23 protein-coding genes are annotated in these 23381 nt (G+C 27.7%); 8 read left to right on the forward strand and 15 right to left on the reverse strand.

The window, feature by feature from the left end:
- Positions 1-4: 4 nt before the first annotated feature.
- From MKD41_RS01950 to MKD41_RS01975, 6 genes are all read right to left on the reverse strand, one after another.
- Entirely contained in the window at positions 5-910 is a 906-nt protein-coding gene (locus tag MKD41_RS01950) for a bile acid:sodium symporter family protein (protein WP_240243771.1), read from the reverse strand.
- 1 nt (position 911) lies between these two features.
- The gene (locus MKD41_RS01955) at positions 912-1493 is read right to left on the reverse strand and encodes a DUF4159 domain-containing protein (RefSeq protein WP_240243772.1); all 582 of its coding nucleotides are present in this window, start codon (positions 1491-1493) and stop codon (positions 912-914) included.
- 153 nt (positions 1494-1646) lie between these two features.
- Positions 1647-1853, reverse strand: coding sequence for a hypothetical protein (locus MKD41_RS01960; RefSeq protein ID WP_240243773.1), 207 nt, complete (start codon positions 1851-1853; stop codon positions 1647-1649).
- 26 nt (positions 1854-1879) lie between these two features.
- Positions 1880-2590, reverse strand: coding sequence for a 16S rRNA (uracil(1498)-N(3))-methyltransferase (locus MKD41_RS01965; RefSeq protein ID WP_240243774.1), 711 nt, complete (start codon positions 2588-2590; stop codon positions 1880-1882).
- Positions 2590-3708 (reverse strand): GTP cyclohydrolase, encoded by a 1119-nt coding sequence (locus MKD41_RS01970; protein WP_240243775.1) that lies wholly within the window; start codon positions 3706-3708, stop codon positions 2590-2592. Before MKD41_RS01970 ends, MKD41_RS01965 begins: the two co-directional genes overlap by 1 nt.
- Before the next feature lie 15 nt (positions 3709-3723).
- Complete coding sequence (locus MKD41_RS01975) at positions 3724-4656, reverse strand: transporter (RefSeq protein WP_240243776.1); 933 nt, start codon at positions 4654-4656, stop codon at positions 3724-3726.
- A 103-nt stretch (positions 4657-4759) separates the two neighbouring features.
- On the opposite strand from MKD41_RS01975, the gene MKD41_RS01980 reads away from it, so the two are divergent.
- Together MKD41_RS01980 and MKD41_RS01985 are read left to right on the forward strand one after the other, a co-directional pair.
- The gene (locus MKD41_RS01980; RefSeq protein ID WP_240228077.1) at positions 4760-5023 is read left to right on the forward strand and encodes a DUF4834 domain-containing protein; all 264 of its coding nucleotides are present in this window, start codon (positions 4760-4762) and stop codon (positions 5021-5023) included.
- 85 nt (positions 5024-5108) lie between these two features.
- Positions 5109-7538 carry a YfhO family protein gene (locus tag MKD41_RS01985; RefSeq protein ID WP_240243777.1) on the forward strand — a complete coding sequence of 810 codons (2430 nt, stop codon included), beginning with the start codon at positions 5109-5111 and terminating at the stop codon, positions 7536-7538.
- 40 nt (positions 7539-7578) lie between these two features.
- Here the strand turns inward: MKD41_RS01985 and MKD41_RS01990 are convergent, their stop codons facing one another.
- Entirely contained in the window at positions 7579-8625 is a 1047-nt protein-coding gene (locus MKD41_RS01990; protein WP_240243778.1) for a glycosyltransferase, read from the reverse strand.
- A 150-nt stretch (positions 8626-8775) separates the two neighbouring features.
- Between MKD41_RS01990 and MKD41_RS01995 the strand changes: the two genes are divergently transcribed.
- The 6 genes from MKD41_RS01995 to MKD41_RS02020 all read left to right on the forward strand — a co-directional run bounded on the left by MKD41_RS01995 (position 8776) and on the right by MKD41_RS02020 (position 15059).
- Positions 8776-9936, forward strand: a complete 1161-nt coding sequence (locus MKD41_RS01995; protein ID WP_240243779.1) for a polysaccharide pyruvyl transferase family protein — start codon at positions 8776-8778, stop codon at positions 9934-9936.
- Complete coding sequence (locus MKD41_RS02000) at positions 9933-11204, forward strand: glycosyltransferase (RefSeq protein ID WP_240243780.1); 1272 nt, start codon at positions 9933-9935, stop codon at positions 11202-11204. Before MKD41_RS01995 ends, MKD41_RS02000 begins: the two co-directional genes overlap by 4 nt.
- A 76-nt stretch (positions 11205-11280) precedes the next feature.
- A complete protein-coding gene (gene wecB, locus MKD41_RS02005; protein WP_240243781.1) occupies positions 11281-12360 on the forward strand; it encodes a non-hydrolyzing UDP-N-acetylglucosamine 2-epimerase in 1080 nt (359 codons plus the stop codon).
- 3 nt (positions 12361-12363) lie between these two features.
- Positions 12364-13815, forward strand: coding sequence for a lipopolysaccharide biosynthesis protein (locus tag MKD41_RS02010; protein WP_240243782.1), 1452 nt, complete (start codon positions 12364-12366; stop codon positions 13813-13815).
- Positions 13816-13917: 102 nt separating this feature from the next.
- The gene (locus tag MKD41_RS02015) at positions 13918-14532 is read left to right on the forward strand and encodes a hypothetical protein (protein ID WP_240243783.1); all 615 of its coding nucleotides are present in this window, start codon (positions 13918-13920) and stop codon (positions 14530-14532) included.
- Between the two features lie 35 nt (positions 14533-14567).
- A complete protein-coding gene (locus MKD41_RS02020; RefSeq protein WP_240243784.1) occupies positions 14568-15059 on the forward strand; it encodes a DinB family protein in 492 nt (163 codons plus the stop codon).
- Here MKD41_RS02020 and MKD41_RS02025 read toward each other — a convergent pair.
- The 8 genes from MKD41_RS02025 to MKD41_RS02060 all read right to left on the reverse strand — a co-directional run bounded on the left by MKD41_RS02025 (position 15052) and on the right by MKD41_RS02060 (position 23375).
- On the reverse strand, positions 15052-16107 hold the full coding sequence (locus MKD41_RS02025) for a D-alanine--D-alanine ligase (RefSeq protein WP_240243785.1): 1056 nt from the start codon (positions 16105-16107) through the stop codon (positions 15052-15054). The genes MKD41_RS02020 and MKD41_RS02025 overlap by 8 nt on opposite strands.
- Positions 16108-16332: a DUF6095 family protein gene (locus MKD41_RS02030; RefSeq protein WP_240243786.1), complete on the reverse strand. Its 225-nt coding sequence runs from the start codon at positions 16330-16332 to the stop codon at positions 16108-16110.
- Between the two features lie 113 nt (positions 16333-16445).
- Positions 16446-18671 carry an NADP-dependent isocitrate dehydrogenase gene (locus MKD41_RS02035; protein ID WP_240243787.1) on the reverse strand — a complete coding sequence of 742 codons (2226 nt, stop codon included), beginning with the start codon at positions 18669-18671 and terminating at the stop codon, positions 16446-16448.
- Positions 18672-19445: 774 nt separating this feature from the next.
- On the reverse strand, positions 19446-19796 hold the full coding sequence (gene rplS, locus MKD41_RS02040; RefSeq protein ID WP_240243788.1) for a 50S ribosomal protein L19: 351 nt from the start codon (positions 19794-19796) through the stop codon (positions 19446-19448).
- 87 nt (positions 19797-19883) lie between these two features.
- Complete coding sequence (trmD, locus tag MKD41_RS02045; protein ID WP_240243789.1) at positions 19884-20561, reverse strand: tRNA (guanosine(37)-N1)-methyltransferase TrmD; 678 nt, start codon at positions 20559-20561, stop codon at positions 19884-19886.
- Between the two features lie 54 nt (positions 20562-20615).
- Positions 20616-21932, reverse strand: a complete 1317-nt coding sequence (locus tag MKD41_RS02050) for a DEAD/DEAH box helicase (protein ID WP_240243790.1) — start codon at positions 21930-21932, stop codon at positions 20616-20618.
- 97 nt (positions 21933-22029) lie between these two features.
- Positions 22030-22884, reverse strand: coding sequence for a peptide chain release factor N(5)-glutamine methyltransferase (gene prmC, locus MKD41_RS02055; protein ID WP_240243791.1), 855 nt, complete (start codon positions 22882-22884; stop codon positions 22030-22032).
- Positions 22884-23375: a GNAT family N-acetyltransferase gene (locus tag MKD41_RS02060; RefSeq protein WP_240243792.1), complete on the reverse strand. Its 492-nt coding sequence runs from the start codon at positions 23373-23375 to the stop codon at positions 22884-22886. Before MKD41_RS02060 ends, prmC begins: the two co-directional genes overlap by 1 nt.
- Positions 23376-23381 lie beyond the last annotated feature (6 nt).

Raw genomic sequence — 23381 nt, forward strand, 5'->3', positions numbered from 1 at the left:
AATATTACGCTTTAATTTTTTGTTTAGACCAATAACTAGCTAGAATTAGACCAGATACAATATCCCAAATAGCCCAAAAAGCAACCAATAAAGCCATACCACCTAAACCGTGGAAAAAGCTAAATATTAATAATAAGCCTAGTCCAGAATTTTGTATTCCAGTTTCTATAGATAATGTTTTTTGATTTTTATATGAAAGACGCATAGCTTTTGCAAAATAAAAACCAGTTAATAGAGCAAGAATATTGTGTGCAATTACAATTAATAAAACGTAATGTATATAGTTTATAAAAATGTCAAAATTATCATAAAAAGCAATAACAATAAAACTTAAAAATATTAGTAATGAAACAGGTTTTAATATTTTTGAAAGTTTAGTGGCCCAAGCAGGTTTGCGGCTTCTAACCCACATGCCTAATATTAATGGTACTCCTAAAATTAATGTAACAAGTTTTACCAACTCTAAAGGATCTAATTCTACTGTTTGAAGAATTGAAGCTGTTGGCGCATATAAATTTCCCCAAAAATGTAGGTTAAAAGGAGTCATAACCATAGAGATTAAGGTTGCAAATGCAGTTAAACTTACAGACAGAGCAGCGTTTCCTTTTGCCATTTGGGTTAAAAAGTTGGATATATTACCTCCTGGACAGGCAGCAACCATCATTAAACCTAAAGCAATACTTGGCATGGGGTTTAATAATTTTATAAAAATAAAAGTTACTAAAGGAAGTATAAAAAATTGAGAAATAATTCCTGTAATTAAAATTTTTGGTTTGCTAAATAAACGCTTAAAATCTTCTAAAGTTATACCAAGTGCTACGCCAAACATTATAATGGCAAGTGTAATATTTAAAACCCAAAGACCTTCGGTGTCAAAATTTATTTCTAATGAATCTAAATTTTCTGTCATATTAATTTTTAAAAGCGTATTCAATAATATTAGCACCCATTTGTAAAGCTTGTTCTCTTATTTCAAAAGGATCGTTGTGTACTTCTTCATCTTCCCAACCATCGCTTAAATCTGCTTCATAATCATAAAAACAAATCAATCTTCCTTCATAAAACAACCCAAAACCTTGTGGAGTTTTATTGTCGTGTTCATGAATTTTTGGCACACCTTCCTTAAAATCAAATGTTTGATGATAAATAGGGTGGTTGTATGGAATTTCTTGAAAATCTAAAGTAGGAAAAATTTTTTTAATTTCTCTTCTAATAAATTTATCAAGCCCATAATTATCTGAAATGTGTAAAAACCCTCCAGATATTAAATAGGTTTTTAGGTTGTCAATTGCTGCTTCAGAAAACAGTACATTTCCGTGTCCGGTCATAAAAATAATTGGATAATTAAATATGTCTATACTTGCTGCTTCAACAGTTTCTGGGTTGGTTTTTATGTTTGTATTTATTGCATCGTTACAGAATTCTATTAAGTTTGGTAATGCGGTAGGGTTGGCATACCAATCTCCGCCACCATTGTATTTTAAAGTAGCCACTTGTTGTGCGTTTAGATTGGTAAAGTATAAAAAGCAAAGTACGATAGTAAAAATAAATATTTTTAACTTTTTGATTTTTGATAATATTTTAGAAGCTTGATTGTTTTTCATACTACTTTAAATATGTAAAGTTTCTTTAGTTTTGCTTTTATACTAATTGATTTTATTTTTTCTGTTGTATATAATTAATCTTATAAAAAATAAAGACATCGTTCCAAAACCAATAACACCAAATGTTTTATCTAGTTGATTGTTAACTATTGGAAAACCAAAAATTCTAATAATTAAACAAATTATTCCAATCCAATAAATAATCTTCAAAAAAAGTGGTTCATTTTTTGGATAAGAATTTATACTCATTTTTAAGTTTTTTAATTTGAAGTCACTTACAATTCATTAACAAAAGCAACACTATGCGTAGCAACTACACCAGCTGTTTCTGTGCGTAATCGACTTTTTCCCAAAGATACTGGAATAAAAGAATGCTCCAAACTTTTAGTAATTTCTTTGGTAGAAAAATCACCTTCAGGGCCAATAAGTATTGTGGTGTTTAAGGTTGTTTTTAAAGCCGATTTTAATGTTTTTTTTGAAGTTTCTTCACAATGGGCAATAAATAATTGTCCATTAAACTTAGATTGTATAAATTCATTAAAAGATATAGGAGAATTTAGTTTTGGAAAATGAAATTTTAGCGATTGTTTAGCTGCAGCGTGTACAATTTTCTCCATTCTATCTATTTTCAATACTTTTCTTTCAGAATGATCACAGATAATTGGTGTAATTTCATCAATACCAATTTCGGTTGCTTTTTCTAAAAACCACTCAAAACGATCATTTAATTTAGTTGGAGCTATGGCAATATGTAAATAATAATTCCAAGGTTTTTTGTGTGTTTTACTTTCTAAAATTTTTACCAGACATCTTTTATCGTTTGCAATTTCTATTTCAGAAGTAAAAAGTTCTCCTAATCCGTTAGTGATAAAAATTTTGTCTCCTTCTTTTTTGCGTAATACACGCACTATATGACGACTTTCAGTTTTGTCGAAAGTAAATTGTTGGTTTATGGTGTTTATTTCAGAATTGTAAAATAACTGCATTATAAATCTTTTTTATACGTACATCTTCTTTTGTAAATAACGGGATCAAAATTTTTCCATACAGCTGCAATTGCTTTATTACTTGCTAGTTCTGGAGTTCTAATGCAGGTTTCAATTCCTATTTTTTCAAAAGATTTTTGATATTCATTAAAAATTAAAGCGTGAATCCCCTTACTTTGATATCTTGGATGCACACCAATTAAATAGAATATTGCGTCTTTACTATTATTTTTAGCTTTTAATAAGTGAAAAACACCAAAAGGAAAAAGTTTTCCTTTAGCTTTTTGTAAAGCCGAAGAAAATGAAGGCATTGTAATAGCAAAAGCAACCATTTCATCTTTTTCGTTCATTACAAATTTTATATATTCAGGATTGATAAATGTGATGTATTTTTTCTTAAAATAATCAATTTCTATTTCAGAAATAGGAACAAAAGAAGGTAATGCGGCATAACTCTTATTAAACAAATCGAACATTTTATCTACATAAGGCATAATATCCTTTGTTCTTGTAAAATTTAACGGAGTTAAGTTATAGCGTTTTTCTAAAATTGTACTAATTCTTTGTAATGGTGCTGGTTTTACATTTTTAAAGGGGAATTTATTTTCTAAATATTCTTTTCCAACTTCAAATCCTAATTTTTCGAAATGTGTTTTATAATACGGATAATTGTACCAAGTAACCATAGTGCCAATATGGTCGAAACCATAGGTTAACACGCCAACTTTATCTAAATTAGAAAAACCTACAGGGCCTTCCATAAATTCTAAATTATGTTGAAGTCCTATTTCTCTAACCTTTTCAAGTAGCATTTTAGAAACTTCAATATCATCTATAAAATCGAACCAACCGAAACGCATTTTTTTTACTTTTTGTTCATTTATTTCGGTGTAATTAATAATTGCGGCAATTCTGCCTACAATTTCGTCGTTTTTAATAGCTACAAAAAAACGGGCTTCTGCATGTTCAAATACAGGGTTAATTGTTTTGTCAAAAGATTCGAGTTCTTCTTTAATAATAGGAGGAACCCAATATTCATTATTTTTATAGAGTTTAAAAGGAAACTTTATGTAAGTTTTTAGCTCCTTTTTAGAGGTCATTTCTTTAATTGTAATCATAGGTGTAAGTTGCAATTAGTTTCTTTTTTTACCAAACAATTTACTAAAAAATCCTGTTCTTTTTTTCTTTTTTCCAATAGTTTTTTTAGAAGTCTTTTTTAGAGTTAAAGTATCGTAATGTCTGTCTAACCTCCAAGAAACACCAGTTGAAAAATAATAGTAATCATAGTTATCGAAAAAGTTGGTTCTAGCAGAAGCATCTACCTGTAAATTTTCATTAATTAAATAAGCTAAACCAGTGCCAAATTGGTATTTTGGAGAAAAATTTTCTTGATATTGACCTTGATTTTCAATGAAAAACGACCAATCTTGGTCTATTGCATAGGTCATAGTTACAATATATTTGTAAAAAGAGTCATCTGTTGAAAATTTATCGTTAATTAAATTGGTTAAAATAACCAATCTATCAGTAATGTCATTTTGAAGTAATACTGCAAGCTTATAGCTAAGGTTATCGTCTTTATAATCTTTACTAACAAATTTAGTGTGTACACCTGCATAAATACCAATTGAAGGAATTAAACGTTTCCAGTCAAAAGCATATCTTTTTTTAAAACTTCTAACTTCTTTAGATCTATCGGCATATTCTTGTTGTCTAATTAAATATTTTGCCCCAACAGTTAAATCGCTAATTCCTTTTATATGTCCGTTTGGATGATGCGATAAATCATCAATTTGATAGGCTAAATTTAAATCAAACTCTAATTTTTCAGAAAATTTTCCATATCTAAATAATAACTCACCGCCATAGGTGTCTGAAGGTACCGTATAAAGTGGGTTATCACTATTTCTATAAAATAAACCAGTTTCAAATTGATAAACATTTGTACCAATACTGTATGGACTTTCCGATAAACCTGGTCGTTTAGAGTTTATTATTTCTGTATATTGTGCTTTAGCAATTTGAATGCTAAAAAAAGCCAAAAAAAGTAGCAATACTCTATTCATAAGTTTTTGTTAATTGTGGTGTCAAATATAAGATTTTATATATTTAAACGTTTTAGTTACTTGCAAATTGTTATTTTTGAAAATTATATAAAAAATGAATTAAATGGGTATATTAAAAACTATAGCTATTATTGTTATTATTTATTATGTTCTCAAGTTTTTTAGTAGGTATATTGCGCCTATTTTCTTGAAAAAAGTAATTACTAATGTTGAAAAGAAATATAAAGAACAACAACAAAGTTACCAGCAACAAGAAGAAGGTAAAGTAGGTGAGACTGTGATAGCTAAAAAACCAGCAGAACCAAAAGAAAGCAATAAAAATGTAGGTGATTATGTGGATTACGAAGAGGTTAAAGATGATAAATAGTTAATTTCTTTTAACTAAAACTTTAATTTTAATGGGGATTCTAATGAAGAATTTCTACCTAACCTAATGATAAATAAAAATACAAATGAAATTTTCTCTAAATAAATTTGCACCATATTTAATAGCTATAATTGTGTTTATGGTGGTTTCTATTGCATATTTTTCTCCAGTTTTAGAAGGAAAAAAAATTCAACAAAGCGATATTACACAATTTAAAGGGTCTTCTAAAGAAATTGCAGATTTTAGAGCAGAAAATAATGCAGAACCTTATTGGACAAATGCAACATTTGGAGGAATGCCTGCTTATGTGGTAAGTGCATATTATTCGTACGATTTTATTAATAAATTAGATAATCTAATTCGTTTTTTACCAAGACCAGCAGACTATTTATTTCTATATTTTTTAAGCTTTTTTATACTATTATTGGTTTTAAAAATAGATTGGAAACTAGCAATTATTGGAGCCTTAGGATTTGGACTTTCTACTTATTTAGTTATAATTTTAGGAGTTGGACATAATGCAAAAGCACACGCAATAGCTTATTTTCCTTTAGTATTAGCCGGAATTTTATTAGTTTTTAATCGTAAATATTTACTTGGTTTTATTGTAACCGCATTAGCAATGGCTTTAGAATTAAGTGCAAGTCATATTCAAATGACCTATTATTTACTGTTTTTGGTGTTAATTTATGGCGTTGTTCAATTGTTAGAATCTATTCAAAAAAAAGAAATACCTCACTTTATTAAAAGTATTGGAATTTTAGTAGTTGCTGTAATTTTAGCAGTTGGAACAAATGCAACGCATTTAATGGCAACAAGCGAATATTCTAAAGAAAGTACACGTGGTAAAAGTGAATTATCTATAAATACAGATGGTTCATTAAAAGAAGCAACATCGGGTTTAACCAAAGATTATATTACCGAATATAGTTATGGAATAGCAGAAACTTTTAACCTTTTTATTCCAAGATTTATGGGGGGAACTTCTCACGAAGAGGTTGAAAATAGTGAACTTCAAAGTTTTTTACAAAATGCAGTAAATAAAGGTTTAGATGTAAATGATGCTAATTATTTAATGCAAATATCTTCTATGTATTGGGGAGATCAACCAATTGTAGCTGCACCTGCTTATGTTGGGGCTTTTTTTATTTTCTTATTTGTTTTAGCCTTATTTTTAGTAAAAGGAAAATTGAAAAATTGGTTAGTTGCGGCAACCATATTTTCAATTTTACTAAGTTGGGGTAAGAATTTTTCTATTGTAACAGATTTCTTTATCAATTATATGCCTTTATACAATAAATTTAGAGCAGTTTCATCTATACAAGTAATTGCAGAATTAACCATACCATTATTGGCAATTTTAGGAGTAGCTAAATTATTATCTTCTGAAATTAAATTAGAAGCGAAATTACAAGCCTTAAAATATGCAACAATAATAGTAGGTGGTTTGGCATTAATTTTTACAGTAGGTGGTTCAGGTTTATTTTCTTTTGAAAGACCTATTGATCTTCAAATAGACGAACAAATTGCTGGATATTTAGATGCAATTACAGCAGATAGAAGAACCTTATTTTTTAACGATAGTTTACGTTCTTTAGTTATTGTTTTAATAGTTGCAAGTGTAATTTGGTTGTTTTTAAAAGAGAAAATAAATAAAAATATTGTGTTAATTGGCTTTGTTGTAGTACTGCTTTTTGATCTTGTAAATGTTGATAAAAGATATGTTAATAACGATTTTTTTGTTAGTGCTAGAAAGGTAGATAAACCTTTTCAGGCTTCAGCAATTGATAAAGAAATAATGAAAGATAAAAGCTACTATCGCGTAGCTAATTTTACAAAAAATATAATGGCAGATGGAACAACTTCTTATTTTCATAATTCAATAGGAGGATACCATGCCGCAAAACCAAGACGTTATCAAGAACTGTACGATTTTCAAATTTCAAAAGGAAATGCAGAAATTTTAAATATGCTAAATACTAAATATATTATTGGTGCGGATGAAGCTGGGAAAGTTGGATACGAATTAAATAAAGCTGCTAATGGAAATGCTTGGTTTGTAAATGCTATTTCTGTTGTAAATAGTGCAAATGAAGAAATTAAAGCCTTGGATAGTTTAAATACTAAAACAGTAGCTGTAATTGAGTCTAAAGAGATTTCAAGCGATTTTAAAACGCAATATCCAATAGATTCTTTAGCTAATATTCAATTAACTTCATACAAAGCAAATGAGTTAGTTTATGATGTAAATACTACTAAAAATCAGTTTATAGTATTTTCTGAAATGTATTACAAAAATGGTTGGAATGCCTATGTTAATGGTGAGTTAAAACCTCATTACCGAGTGAATTATGTGTTGCGTGGAATGGAAATTCCTGCAGGAAAACATACTATAGAATTTAAATTTGAACCAACAGTAATTAAAACAGGAAATAGTATTACACTGGCTTCTTATTTATTATTGTTACTTATTCCAGTAGGTTGGTTTTTTATTGAAAAGAGAAAGAAAGCATAGTTGTTTTAGAAGGTTGCTAAAAGAGTTTATTTGTTAACAACTATAAAACGTGTTTTAGAAATTCATTTTCCCTTCTTTCTAAAGGAAAATTAGTGCTTATTTGATTTCTAACATCGTTAGGTGTAAGCTTATTATTTTCTAATTTTAAAATTAATTGTTTTAGTAATTCAGTATTTTTTTTCTTTAAAACATACCCTTTTTGTCCAATTATATCTGGAATTCCTGCAACATCACTACCAATAGGAATACAGCCACATAGCATAGCTTCACAAAGAGCATTTGGAAAACCTTCGAACATAGAAAGTTGAAAATAATATTGATGTTTGTTGTAAATTTCTAAAAGTTCTTCTTGCTTTACATTATCTATTAAATGTAAGTTTTTAGGGCAAGCTCCTTTTAAATATACTTTACCAACAATAGTAAAATAATAATCTGGAAATAAATTTGCAGCTTTTACAATTAAATCAATCCCCTTTCTATAATATCCAATTTCATCAACAGCAAAAGTTACAGATAAAAAAGAATTTTTAATTCGATCTAAATTTTTATTTTGCCATTTAACAGTGTCGTAACCGTTAACCATTTCAATAATTGGTGTTTTAATAGTTGGTTTAAAAGATCGAATTCCTTGATTTGGAAATTCTACGTCCATATAACTATAAAAACTCTTTTCTAAACTTTTATGAACAGGTAAAATTAACGAGGCATTTTTAAACGAAAAATTAGTAAACCAAGCCAGTATTTTTTTAGTGTGTGCACCGTAATTTATTTCGGGTAATTTTGCGCAATCTGTACCAATTGCAATAATTATTATTGGTTTTTTTACAATTTTGCCTAAAATTACTGGAAAAAATGAAAGATACCCCGATGATTGAATTACAATTGCTTTGTATTTATGAATATTAAAAAGCAAAAAGAAAAATTGTTTGATGAATGCATAAAACAAGTAGATTTTTTTTGAAGTATTAAATTGATATAAATCTACTTGGTATTTTTTTTCTAAAATAGCAACATCTCTTTTTACAAATGTGGCATATAGTACAAAAAGCATTAAAACGGATTCTTTTTGTTGTTTTTTTGTGTTCATTTAATGCTTTTTATGAATTATTCTTCTTTATAATTATAGCTTTATCTAGCTACGAATTTAATGAAAAGTTATAAATTAGCAATCGAGATTTTGAGTTTGTTTTTTTATTAAATAAAATGAATTTCAAATAGAACAAGCGACTAAAACTACATGGTTAAACATAAAAATACAGATAAAATAAAATTGTTAATAAACAACGTTGTTCCCTTAAATAATGGAGATGTTGCTTTGTTTTATGCCTTGTATAAAAAATTAGAAGGAGCTGGTTTTCAGGTTAAAATAGCTACATATTATTATAAATTGGCTAAAGAATTGTATCCAGATTTACCATTTGTAGAGGAAATTGGTCAGTATAAAATTTATATGAAGTTGCCCTTTTTAAAACCGTTGTTACTTTCTTTGTTATTTTTATTTTCAAAACATTATAGAGAAGCTGACGTACTTGTTGGAACTCCTGGTGGATATATTAACTCTAACTACAATATTAAAAATAGTCTATCAGTTTATAAAGTAGCAAAATATTTTGGTAAAAAATCACTAATTTATTCGCAATCGGTTGGGCCATTAAACAAAAAAGATGCTTTGTTTTTTCAAAAATTAATGGATACATCTATTTCGTATATATTTGTTAGAGATCAGTTTTCTTTTAATATTTTAACAAATTTAAATATCTCAAAACAGAAATTTAAGTTGACTAAGGATGCTGCATTTTTACTTGATTTTAAAGAACAAGCTTCTAAAAATTTAAAGAAAGTTGGCGTTTCAGTTAGGGAATGGAATTACGACGGGAGAAATAAAGAATCTTATATAAAGCTAATAAGTGCATTTATAAAAGAATCTGTAAATAGAGGATATACTGTGGAGTTTATATCAACCTGTCAAGGGCTAGCTAATTATAAAGATGATGCTAAATTAGCACAAGAAATTTACGATAATTTAGATATAACATTACAGGTTAAAACCACAGTATTAGCAGATTATTTTAAGTTTGAAGATTTTTATAAAAAAATAGAAGAGTACGATTTTGTAATTGGTACAAGATTACATATGTGTATAACGTCTTTAACTAAAAATATTCCGGCTTTTAATATTAGTTATGAAGTAAAAGGTAAAGAATGTTATAATTATTTAGAACTTTCGGAATATTCTATTGATTATAATGAAGGCAGTGAAAAAGCAATGCAATCGTTTACTAATTTTATTACAAATACAGATGGAATTAGAGCGCATTTAAAAAATATAATGCCTAAAATAAATAAAGAATCTAATGCGGATTTTAATTTTTTTAAGCAAAAAATAACAGAATTTTGAAAGTTTTAATAATTACATATTATTGGCCACCAGCAGGTGGTTCTGGAGTACAACGATGGTTAAAATTTGTAAAATATTTTAGAGATTTTGACGTAGAACCAATTGTTTATACGGTTGAAAATCCAAAATATCCAATTTTAGATGAAAGTTTACAAAGTGATGTTCCTAAAAATATAGAGGTATTAAAACAACCAATTTTTGAACCTAATAGTATATTGTCTTTTTTTGGGAAAAAGAAGTCTGAAAGTGCAGGTTTTTTAAATCAGAAGCCAACTTTTTTTGGTAGAATTTTGCAGTATATTAGAGCTAATTATTTTATACCAGATGCAAGAAAATTTTGGATAAAACCATCTGTAAAATATTTAAAAAAATACATTTCAACACATAAAGTTGATGCAATAATTACTACAGGTCCGCCACATAGTATGCATTTAATTGGGTTAAAATTAAAACAGCAATTAGGTGTGAAATGGATTGCAGATTTTAGAGACCCTTGGACAGAAATTGATTATTTTCATCAATTACCATTAACCAAAAAAGCAATAAATAAACACCATTATTTAGAACAAGAAGTGTTGTTAAATGCAGATAAAGTATTGGTTGTTGGAAATACAATGAATAAAAATTATGCAAAATTTAGTAATAATGTTGTCACTATAACTAATGGTTTTGATGGTGAGGTATTAACTTCAGAAAATAATTTAGATTCAAAATTTACAATTACACATATTGGTTTAATGAATGCCGATAGAAACCCAAAAATGTTATGGAATGTATTGGCTGAAATTATATTTGAAAATACAGATTTTAAAAACGATTTTATATTAAAATTAATTGGTAAAGTTGATGCTTCTGTTGTTGATGATATTGAAAATAAAAAACTTCAAGAGCAGGTAGAAATTGTTAACTATGTGTCGCATGATAGTGTTGTAGAGTATCAAAAAAAATCTCAAGTTTTATTGTTATTATTAAATAATGTACCAAGCGCAAAAGGAATAATAACCGGTAAAATTTTTGAATATCTAATGGTAAATCGGCCAATTTTGGCAATTGCACCAGTAGATGGTGATTTGGCTGAAATTTTAAACGAAACAAATGCAGGTGTTGTAGTTGATTTTGAAGATAGAACTAAACTAAAAAATTCCATTTTAGAATTGTATTCAAAATATAAAGATTGCAATTTGAGTGTTAATTCAAAAAATATTGAAAAATTTCATAGACGAGAATTAACAAAACAAGTAGCTAAATTGTTAAAAGAGCTTGTTTAAAAAATAATTTAATTGATTTTCTGTAAAGTTAACGTCTAATTTGAAGTGAGCAGAATTCAAAAAGAAAACACAAAGAATGAAAAAAATAGTTACAATTTTAGGCGCACGTCCTCAGTTTGTAAAAGCAGCAGTATTGAGTCGTGTAATTTCTAAGAATAATGAAATAGAAGAAGTTATAGTGCACACAGGGCAGCATTATGATGCAAATATGAGCAACATTTTTTTTGATGAAATGGATATTCCTAAACCAAAATATAATTTAGCTATAAACGGATTGAGTCACGGAGCAATGACAGGGCAGATGCTTATTAAAATTGAGGAAGTTTTAAAGGATGAAAAACCAGATTTAGTAGTTGTTTATGGAGATACAAATTCTACGCTAGCAGGAGCGTTAGCTGCAAAAAAAATGGATATAAAAGTAGCGCATATAGAAGCTGGTTTACGTTCTTTTAATATCAAAATGCCAGAAGAAATTAATCGTATTTTAACCGATAGAATTTCCGATATATTATTATGTCCTACAGATACAGCTATTGAAAATTTACAAAACGAAGGTTTTGATAATTTCCCTCCAAAAGTTATAAAAAGTGGAGATATTATGAAAGATGCTGTAGAATTTTATAGTGAATTTTCAGCTGATAAATCATCAATAATTAAAAATCTTAAACTTCAAAAAAATGAATTTGTATTGGCTACAATTCATAGGCAAGAAAACACAGATAATATTGAGAGTTTAAAATCTATTTTTCAAGGATTAGAGGAAATAAATAAACTTAAAAAAGTTGTAATTCCATTGCATCCAAGAACTAAGGCTATTTTAGAAAATAATAATTTAAAATATAATATAACTTTTATAGATCCTGTAGGTTATTTTGATATGCTAGAGTTACTTAAAAATTGTAATTTGGTGGTAACTGATAGCGGTGGACTTCAAAAAGAGGCTTTTTTTAATAAAAAACATTGTATTATTGCGCGTGAAGAAACCGAATGGGTAGAGTTAGTCACAAATAATTTTGCAAAAATTGTGGGTAGTAATTCAGTAAAAATGGTAGATGCTTATAACTATTTACAGAATTCGAAAGCAGATTTTTCAATTAATTTATATGGTTCCAATGTTGGTGAACATATTTATAATGAACTATTAAAATTACTATAAATTATGGGTATTGTTTTAAAACAGTCTTTTACAAATACATTAATACTTTTTTTAGGTTTTGCCATTGGAGGAATTAATGTGCTGTTTTTATATACTCATTTTCTACACGAAGATTATTTTGGTTTAATAACCTTTTTATTATCGGCGGCAAATATAATTTTGCCTTTGTTGGTTTTTGGAATGCAGCATACTATTATAAAGTATTATACATCTTACAAAACTAAAATAGAACAAGATGGTTTTTTAATTACAACTCTAATTCTACCTTTAGTTGTAATAATTCCATTAGCCTTAATTGGTGTTGTTTTTTATCAATCTATAGCTAGCTGGCTGTCTTCAGAAAACATTTTAATTAAAGATTATACTTATTTAATTTTTATTACAGCCGTTTTTATGGGCTATTTTGAAGTGTTCTATTCTTGGACAAAAGTGCAATTTAATTCAGTTTTTGGTAATTTTATTAAAGAAATTTTTACCCGTATCTGTACCTCATTCTTATTAATTGCTGTTTATTTTAATTGGATTACTAACGAACAGTTTATTTATGCAGTTGTAATGGTTTATGGTGTTAGAACACTTATAATGAAGCTATATGCTGTGTATGTTTATATGCCAAAATTGGTGTTTAAATTACCTGCCAATTTAAAAGAAATACTTTCATTTTCAGTGTATATTATTATTGCTGGTTCGGCTTCGGGAATTTTGTTGGAAATCGATAAATTTATGATTCCACAAATAGAAAAAATAGCTGAAGTAGCATATTACTCTGTTGGTATTTATATTGCAAGTGTAGTCGCAATTCCTACACGCGCAATGCAACAAATTACAAATCCGATTACGGCAAAAGAAATGAATTCTAATAATATAGTAGAAGTAGAAAAACTCTATAAACAAAGTTCTATAAATTTATTAGTTGTTGGTGGTTTGTTGTTTTTATTAATCAATTTAAATATTACTGATGTTTACCAAATTATTGATAAACCACAATACACAAAAGGAATTTGGATTGTGTTAATTATATCAATTGCAAAAATAATGGAATTAGCATTGGGTACTGGAAATGCAATTTTGGTGAATTCTAAATATTATAAAATATTCTTTTATTTATCATTAGCAATGGCAATTAGTGTAATTGTTTTAAACCGTTGGTTAATTAGTTTAATAGGAATAAATGGAGCTGCTTTAGCTACTTTAATTGTGGTTTTAGTGTATGGTGTTATTAAAATTATGTTTATAAAATCTAAATTAAATATTCAGCCTTTTAGTAGAAATACCATAAAAGTTTTATTTGTAATTGCAGCTGTTTATTTTATTATTGATTTTTGGGATTTTGGTTTAAATCCAATATTGAATATACTTTTTAAAGGTATTTTAATCACTACTGTTTTTTTAGTAATAATTAAAAGATTAAATATTTCAGAAGATTTAAATAAGTTGTTTGCAAAGTATTTTTAATTATTGAAAGATTCTACAATTAATTTCTCTGTAATTTTTGTTGCAATTTAAATTCATTTTAAATTAATATATTCGCTTTTTAATAAAATCTAATACCTTTTTATGGATTATTTTTATCATATTTTATACGGAATATTTATGGCATACTTTGGTTTAATTTCACCAGGAATGTTAAATATGACGGCACTTAAAATAAGAATTAATACCGGAAAATATGAAAGTGTAAAATTTGCCATTGGAGCCTCAATTGTGGTTTTTTTACAAGCGGGTATTGCATTGTATTTTGCGGATTATTTTTTAAATAATCCAGCGATAATTACAAAATTAAAAAAAATAGCAATTTTTGTGTTTTGTGCACTTTCAATATTCTTTTTTTTCTTATCAAGAAAAGAGTTAAATCCTAAAGAAACTAAAACAAACGGTAATTTTCTTATAAAAGGAATGGGATTATCGGCAATTAATATGCTAGCAATTCCTTTTTATTTAGGTTTAAGTATTTATTTAACTTCTATAGATAGATTAATAATAGCGCAACCTTATATTATGTTATTTGTCTTTGGAGCTGGTTTGGGGTCGTTTTTAATTTTTTATACTTATATAATATTTGCCAATTTTATTATTAAAAAAGTTAGGTTTATAGCTAGAAATATAAACTTAATATTAAGTTTACTTTTTTTAGTTTTGGCAATTTATACATTGATAAAGATTTTAAACTAAAATATTTTATATTTACAACCATAAAAAATATACATATGATTGAAGCTATTGAGAAAAATTTACAAAGAGGTATTCAACTTTTACAAAATATTTCTGATGAAGATTATCGAAATACTTCTATAGCTCCATATTATTCAAGTATTGGAACACATACACGTCATATTTTAGATGTTTTTGATTGTATTTTTGAAGGTTTACCTGTTGATGAAATTAATTTAGTTAACAGAAAACGAAACAATTTAGCTGAAAATTTTACCGAAAAAGGTATTGATTATTTTAATACAATACTTAAAAAATTAAAACAGTTAGATCAATCTGAATTTGATAGAATAGTAAAAGTAAAAGACGATTTAGGTTTAGGTATAGTTACTGCTAATTATACCTTAGGTAGTATTTTAATTCAAGCTCATAGCCACGCAATTCATCATTTTGCAAGTTTAGGATATGTAATATTTCAGTTAGGAATAGAATTGCCAGATGAAGATTTTGGATTCAATCCAACCACTCCAAAATCTAAATCTAATTAGCAGCCAATTTTTTAACTGTTTTTAAATATTTTTTATATTTAAAATAAACATTTATTAAATATTTTAAATTGGTAAAGTTACCATTGTTTAATTGTTTGTTTTTAACACCAATTTTGTAGATAATTTTCCAGTGTTCTTTTATTGATTTTAGGGCTTTGTAATAAGTTCCTTTTGAAGCGTCATAAATATGGGTAGGTTCTGCAATTACACCGTTAATTTCTAAAATTTTTAAATTTTTTCCTTGTAATAATTCTTCAAAATTTTTGAATTTCACATCAATTCGGCCATAATACCAACCGTTAATACTTGAGTTTATAGTATCTAAAGTTTTTTCTAGTTTTTTGGTTATTAAATGATTACCGTTTATAAATTCAGTTCCTTTAGAATGATTTCCAATAACGGTTAAAATTATTTTTTCACCTTTTTTAGGAATAGATTTAAGCTTATCTGTATTTAATGCTAGTACCAGGTCTAGATAGTTAGTTGCTCTTTCATTATTTTTTATAAGCGTTGAAAGATTTGATGTGCCATCTCCAGTTACAGCTAAAAACTTTTTTAAAGTAATAGAGGTGATTTTGCCCTTAGCTTCATTTGGAATTCTATGATAAAAAATACCGCATTCATTTTTATAGCTGATAAATTCTTGGATAATTAAATTTATAGTATTGTATTTTTTAAGATAATTTTGAAGCTCAATTTCAGTGTTTATTTTTTTTACAAGCAATCCTCTAAATCCAATATCGGGTTTTATAATTAAAGGAAATTCAATATTTTTTTGTTTTAAATTGTTTAAAATTTCTTCTAACTTTTGATTTTTAGCAACAAACATACTTTTTGGTTTATAAGTATCTGGAACTAATTCTATAGTTTTAAATTTAGATTCTAATCCATTTCCAGAACCTTCAATGCTTGGGTTTACAGCTGAAAAAAAACCAAAACTTCTCGATTTTAAAGCTAAGTAAAAAGCGTAGGGTACTACAGGAACATAAAATAAGTAGGATGGCCAATATTCCCATTGTAAACTTTTTTTAAAGTTGTGAACCTTCATTTATTTAGAATTAAATAATGCATTTAAAATAATTTTAATTCCCATAAATCCGATTATTATTGCTGCAATAGCAAATACTATACCTACAATTAGCCAAATATAATTGTTCTGGTGTTTTATAGCTTTAAAACCCATGGTTATTAATACTGGGGAAATTAAAAGTAGTGGAAGGGCAGCAGCTTCATATTTTAAGCCTCTAACAAGTTGGTTTTTATCTGTTCCCATAAAAAATAAAATTAAAAGAGGTTTTCTAAACGAAAATAGTGCGTATAGAAAACCTCTTGAGTAATGATTATAGTAATGAAATAGAATAAAAATTTTTGTGAATTTTTATTTTATTATATAGTATCTATAATTTTATTAAAAGTTTTACTTGGTCGCATTGCATTAATGGTCAAAGTTTTATTTGGCTTATAATAACCACCAATATTAACTTCTTTTTCTTGTGCATTTACAAGTTCAGAAACTATTGAAGCTTCATTTGTTTTTAATTCTTCAGCAACTTTTGTAAATAACTCTTTTAAAGTAGTATCTTCATTTTGAGCAGCCAACTCTTCGGCCCAATACATTGCTAAATAAAATTGACTACCTCTAGTATCTAATTCTCCAACTTTTCGAGAAGGTGATTTTTTATTATCTAAAAATTTATCAGTAGCATCATCTAAAGTTTTACCTAAAATAAGCGCTTTTTTGTTGTTTGTTGTTTCTCCTAAGTGCTCTAAAGATACCGCTAAAGCTAAAAATTCACCTAAAGAATCCCATCTTAAATGACCTTCTTCATTAAATTGTTGAACGTGTTTTGGCGCAGAACCACCAGCACCAGTTTCAAACATTCCACCACCATTCATTAAAGGAACGATAGATAACATTTTAGCACTAGTACCAACTTCTAAAATTGGGAATAAATCTGTTAAGAAATCACGTAAAACATTTCCTGTAACAGAAATTGTGTCTAAACCAGCTTTTAGTCTTTTTAAAGTAAACAACGTAGCTTCATAAGGAGGTAAAATTTGAATATCTAATCCAGTTGTATCGTAGTTTGGTAAATAGGTATTTACTTTTTCTATTATTTGTGCATCATGTGCTCTGTTTTTATCTAACCAAAATATTGCAGGAGTATTTGTAGCTTTTGCTCTATTTACAGCTAATTTAATCCAATCTTGAACAGGAGCATCTTTAACCTGACACATTCTCCAAATATCTCCAGCTTCAACAGTGTGCTCCATTAATAATGTACCTTCAGCATCTACTACACGTACAGTTCCGTTAGATTTAATTTCAAATGTTTTATCGTGAGAACCATATTCTTCAGCTTTTTGAGCCATCAATCCTACATTTGGAACAGTTCCCATTGTAGTTGGGTCAAAGGCTCCGTTTTCTTTACAAAAGTTTATAGTTGCGTCGTATATACTTGCATAACTACTATCTGGAATTACAGCTTTTGTGTCTTGTTGTTTTCCTTCTGCATTCCACATTTGACCAGAAGTACGAATCATAGCAGGCATAGAAGCATCAATAATAACATCACTTGGTACATGTAAATTTGTAATACCTTTATCAGAATTTACCATGGCAAGGCTTGGACCATTTTCAAAGCACGTTTTTATGTCGGCTTCAATTGCTGTTTTTTCGTTTTCAGGTAAATTTTGAACTTTTGTTAATAAATCTCCAAATCCATTGTTTACGTCAACTCCAATTTCGTCTAAAATAGCGCTATGTTTTGTAAAAACATCTTTAAAAAATACTTTTACAGCATGGCCAAAAATAATTGGATCAGAAACCTTCATCATTGTTGCTTTCATATGTAAAGAAAACAATACATTTTTATTTTTAGCATCTTTAATTTGAGCATCTAAAAACTCTAAAAGAGCTTTTTTATTCATTACTGTACCGTCAATTATTTCACCTTTTAGTAGTGCAAGGTTTTCTTTTAAGATGGTAGTATTTCCATTAGCATCAACATGTTCAATGTTTATAGAAGTAGCATCTTTTAAGGTTATAGATTTTTCGTTTGATCTAAAATCTCCGTGATCCATTGTTGCAACATGAGTTTTAGAATTTGAGGCCCAGGCACCCATAGAATGTGGGTTCTTTTTAGCATAATTTTTAACTGCTTTTGGAGCTCTTCTATCTGAATTCCCTTCTCGTAAAACAGGGTTTACTGCAGAACCTTTCACTTTATTAAAACGTTCTCTTATGCTTTTTTCTTCATCAGTTTTAGGCTCTTCAGGGTAATTTGGTATTGTATATCCTAAAGATTGTAACTCTTTAATAGCAGCTTTTAATTGAGGTACAGAAGCAGATATATTAGGTAATTTTATAATATTTGCTTCAGGTTTTTTGGCTAATTCACCCAACTCACCTAATGCATCATTAACTTGTTGTTCGGGTTTTAAGTAATCTGGAAATACAGCTAAGATTCTACTTGCTAAAGAGATATCTTTTGTCTCAATTTCAACATTTGAAGGTTTTACAAAAGCCTTTACAATTGGTAGAAAAGAATAGGTTGCTAAAGCAGGAGCTTCATCTGTTTTAGTATAATAAATTTTAGATGTATTAGTCATAGTATAAATGTTTTTTTATATTATAATTATTAATTTTATGTTGATTGATCTAGTTGTAGATTATTTTATATTTGTAATGTAGCAAATGTACTAAATATTGATTTAAAATACGCTTCGAAAACGTTATAAATAAGGTGTTAATTTTGAATTTTACTTAAAAATAAGAGGTGATTTTTTAAAGAATACTAATCTTAAAAAATAACAAAAGCCATAATATTGATTATTCAATATTATGGCTTTTTGCTGAAACACTTTTTTTAATAAGTTTTTAAATGATATTCTCTACTTCATTTACTAGTTTATTTTTAAAACTAACATATTTAATATTATCATTTAAGTTGTGTTTGTAACCCAACTCATTATTAAAACAGTTGTTTCTTTTAAAATAATACCTAAAACTTTGTTGTAATTCTTTTAAAAACTACTTGCTTCAAAATATTATTTTAAAAACGTTTTTAAAATCTTGTTCCAGTTATTCATGCTAAATACCTTGGCCCATTACTTTTTTAAAGTTAGATTTTAAAAACTATGTTCAAGAACATTTCGAATTTCACGCTAAAATAAATTTTCTAAACTTTAAAAAGTTACAACTTAATGTAATTTAGTTTTATTTTGTTGTTTAATTCTATTGTAAATTAAGTACCTAATTTTTAATTTTCCAAATTTATAATTGTTTTAATATCAACAAGATATAAACTTAGGTTATTAACATTTGTTAATAACAAAAAACCCGTTTCAAGGTTGAAACGGGTTTGTAATTTTATAGAAATAAGACTAACGTCTTTTTTCTGCGATTCTAGCTTTTTTACCAGTTAAACCTCTAAAGTAGAAAATACGTGCTCTACGAACTCTACCATGTTTGTTAACTTCAATTTTTTGAATTGCAGGTAAATTAATTGGGAAAATACGTTCTACACCTACTGTACCAGACATTTTTCTAATTGTAAATGTTTCTGAAGTTCCAGTTCCTCTTCTTTGAATTACTGTTCCTTTAAAAAACTGAGTACGAGTTTTTTGACCCTCTTTAATTTCATAATAAACTGTAATTGAATCTCCTGCTTGAAATTTAGGATATTCTTTCTTTTCTACAAATTCGTCTTGTATAAATTTTACTAAAGTTTCCATTTTAAACTTTTTAATAGTTTTTCATAAATCAACATTCACGATTTTCGTCAGAGGTTAATTTTGAGTGTGCAAATTTAATCAAAAATATTAGTCTTCCAACAAATCTGGTCTAATTTTTTTTGTATGTTCAAATGCTTTTTCATTTCTCCATTCTTCAATTTTAGGAAAATTACCAGATAATAATATTTTTGGAACTTTAAATCCTTTATATTCAGAGGGTCTGGTGTACACTGGAGGTGAAAGTAAATCGTCTTGAAAAGAGTCTGTTAAAGCCGAAGTTTCATCACCTAAAACACCTGGTATTAATCGTATAATTGTGTCGCATAAAACCGCAGCACCTAATTCACCACCACTTAAAACATAATCTCCTATAGAAATTTCCTTCGTAATAAATAAATCTCTAACACGTTGATCTACACCTTTATAATGTCCACATAAAATAATCATGTTTTTGTTTAAAGATAAGGTGTTTGCCGTTTGTTGATTTAAAGTAGGGGCATCTGGCGTCATATAAATTATTTCATCATAGTCTCGTTCAGCTTTTAATTTTGAAATGCATTTATCTATTGGTTCTATCATTAAAACCATTCCTGCACCACCTCCAAATTGATAATCATCTATTTTTCCGTAGCTATTTAATGCATAGGTTCTTAAATCGTGAAAGTGTACTTCAACTAAATTTTTATCGATAGCGCGTTTAATAATTGAATATTCAAACGGACTTTTAATTAATTCTGGTGAAACTGTTATAATGTCAATACGCATGGTGCAAAAGTACTATTTAAGTTTATAACTTTAAATGTTGAAAATTGAATTTTCTTATTTTAAAATACTAATTCTAACTTTTTTCTTTTTAATTCTACTGTTATTTAAGTTGTTTACTAAGGCGTTTAAGTTTTTACTTGAAACCGCAACATAGGCACAGTCTTGTTTTAACTCTATTATTCCAAGTGTTTCTTTTTTAATATTTCCTTGTTTAAAAAATAATCCTGCAATATCTCCTTTTGAAATTTTATCTTTTCTACCTCCCGAAATGTGAAGTGTTTTCCAAGTATTCGCTTTTAATTTTTTTGAATTACCATCTATACTAATTTCAGTAGCATTTTTAATAAAAACTGGTAATTCTTCATTTTTATATTTCAAAATATACGCAGTTCCGTTGCTATGCATACGTGCAGTTCTTCCATTTCGGTGAATAAATTCATCGGGTCTTGATGGTAATTCATAATGAATAATAAAATTTAATTCGGGAATATCGATACCTCTAGCAGCTAAATCTGTAGCGATTAATATTTTATGTGTTCCATTTCTAAATTTAATCAATGCATGTTCTCTGTCTTGTTGTTCCAAATTTCCAGAAAAACAACCGTGTGTAATATTTTTTTCATATAAAAAATCGCTAACATTTTTAATACTATCTTTTAAATTACAAAATATTATTCCACTTCCATCACCAATAGTATATATTAGTTTTTCTAAGGAAGTTAATTTGTCTTGTGTAGGAGAAATTACTGTTTGAAGTTTTAAATTTTGCGTTTTTTCACCTAAATAACTCAATTTTTTTGGCGATTTAAGTCCCACAAATGAAGGAATTTTAACTTTTTGAGTAGCAGAAGTCAATATTTTTTTTGAAACCTTATTCAAAGTTTCGATAATAAATTTCATATCTTCTTCAAACCCAATCTCTAAAGATTTATCAAACTCATCTAAAACTAAGGTTTTAATAGCTGAAATCTCAAAAACTTCTCTATCTAAATGATCAGCAATTCTACCAGGTGTACCAATTAATATTGCAGGCGGATGTTTAATTTCTACTTTATCTTTAGAACCTGATCTTCCTCCATAAACGGCATTGGTTTTGTAGCCACTTCCCATTTCTCTAATAACCTGTTCAATTTGTATGGCAAGTTCTCTAGATGGTACAAGAATTAAAGTTTGTATATTTTTTATAGTAGGGTTTAGAGCTTCAATAATTGGTAGCAAGAAAGCTAATGTTTTTCCTGTGCCAGTAGGGGATAAGAGTATAATTTCTGAATTTGAAGAAATAGCTTTGTAAGCTGCTTCTTGCATTGGATTTAAAGCTGTAATTTCAAGTTTAGAAAGAATTTCTTCCTGATTTTTAAAGTTTTCTAACATTTTGCAAAGGTAATTTATTAAAGTTAGAAAGTTGAAAAAGAATCTAAGGTTAAAAGTTACAAAGTTTGTGGCAGTTAGTCGGAGTCGAAACCAACAACTAAAAACTCGCTTTAATCATTCTATCTTCTCCAAATAAATCTTTTTTTAGTTCTATATTTTTAAAACCTTTTGAAGCTAATAATTCTACGGTTTCTTCTCCTAAATATTGATTGATTTCAAAATATAAGTTTCCGTTTTCAGTGAGATTATTTTTTGCTAAATCGGCAATTTTATCATAAAATAGTAAGGGATTATTATCTTTTACAAACAAGGCTAAATGTGGCTCGTGTTCTAAAACATTTTTTTGCATTTGTACTTTTTCTAATTCGCGCACATAGGGTGGGTTGCTAACAATAATGTCGTATTTTTTAGGCAATTCAGTAATGGTTAAAATATCAGTTTTTAAAAACTCGACCATTACTTGATTTAGTTGCGCATTTTGTTGTGCTGTTTTAATTGCTTCCGAAGAAATATCTATTGCGGAAACTTTAGCATAAGTTAATTCTTTAGCCAAAGAAATTGCAATACAGCCACTTCCAGTACCAATATCAAGTATACTAGCTGTTAATTTTTTACTATCTGTTTTTAGATTTTGAATAATCCAACGGATTAATTCTTCGGTTTCAGGTCTTGGAATTAACACATTACTATTAACTTTAAAAGGCAATCCGTAAAATTCAGTTCCACCTATAATATATTGTATGGGAATGTTCTTTTTTAATTCTGAAAGTGCTTTTATAAGAAAGTTTTCATCGGTTTTGGTGATTTCTAAATTAGGTTGAAGTGCCACCTCAATACGTGATAAGTATAATTGAAACTCAATTAAAATATTGAAAAACGATTGAATTTCAGTGGTTGGATACTGAGATTTTAATTCAGAAAAAAACTGTGTTTTAAATTGTTGTAATTTCATTATAAATTTTTAAGCATCCATAAGTTACATGAGTAGTGTCCCGTATCTCCCATAGGAGCATCTAAATCTTTAAAACCAGTTTTTCTATATAGTTTACGGGCTTCTTCCATATAAGGTAAAGTTTCTAAATAGAAACTCTCAAAACCAAATTCTTTTGCTTTTTGTAGGCAAATATCCATCATTTTACTTCCTAAACCAATACCTCGAGCTTCTGGTTTAAAGTACATTTTTTGTAATTCGCATACATTTCCGTTATAATTATCGAGTTTTTTTATACCAGCTCCTCCAAATATTTCGCTATTTTTTTCAATAACAAAGTATATTGATTTTTTATTGGTGTAATTTTCAGAAAGCGTATCTAATGCAGTATCTGCATATGCTGTTCCTACTTTTGGGGCACCAAATTCAATTAAAATGCTTCTAATTGCTTTTGCAATTTTAGGATTATCTTCAGCAATAATTTCTCTAATTATAAAGTTATTGAGAGTCATTTTATT

The sequence above is a fragment of the Lutibacter sp. A64 genome, assembly GCF_022429565.1.
Lineage (GTDB): Bacteria > Bacteroidota > Bacteroidia > Flavobacteriales > Flavobacteriaceae > Lutibacter.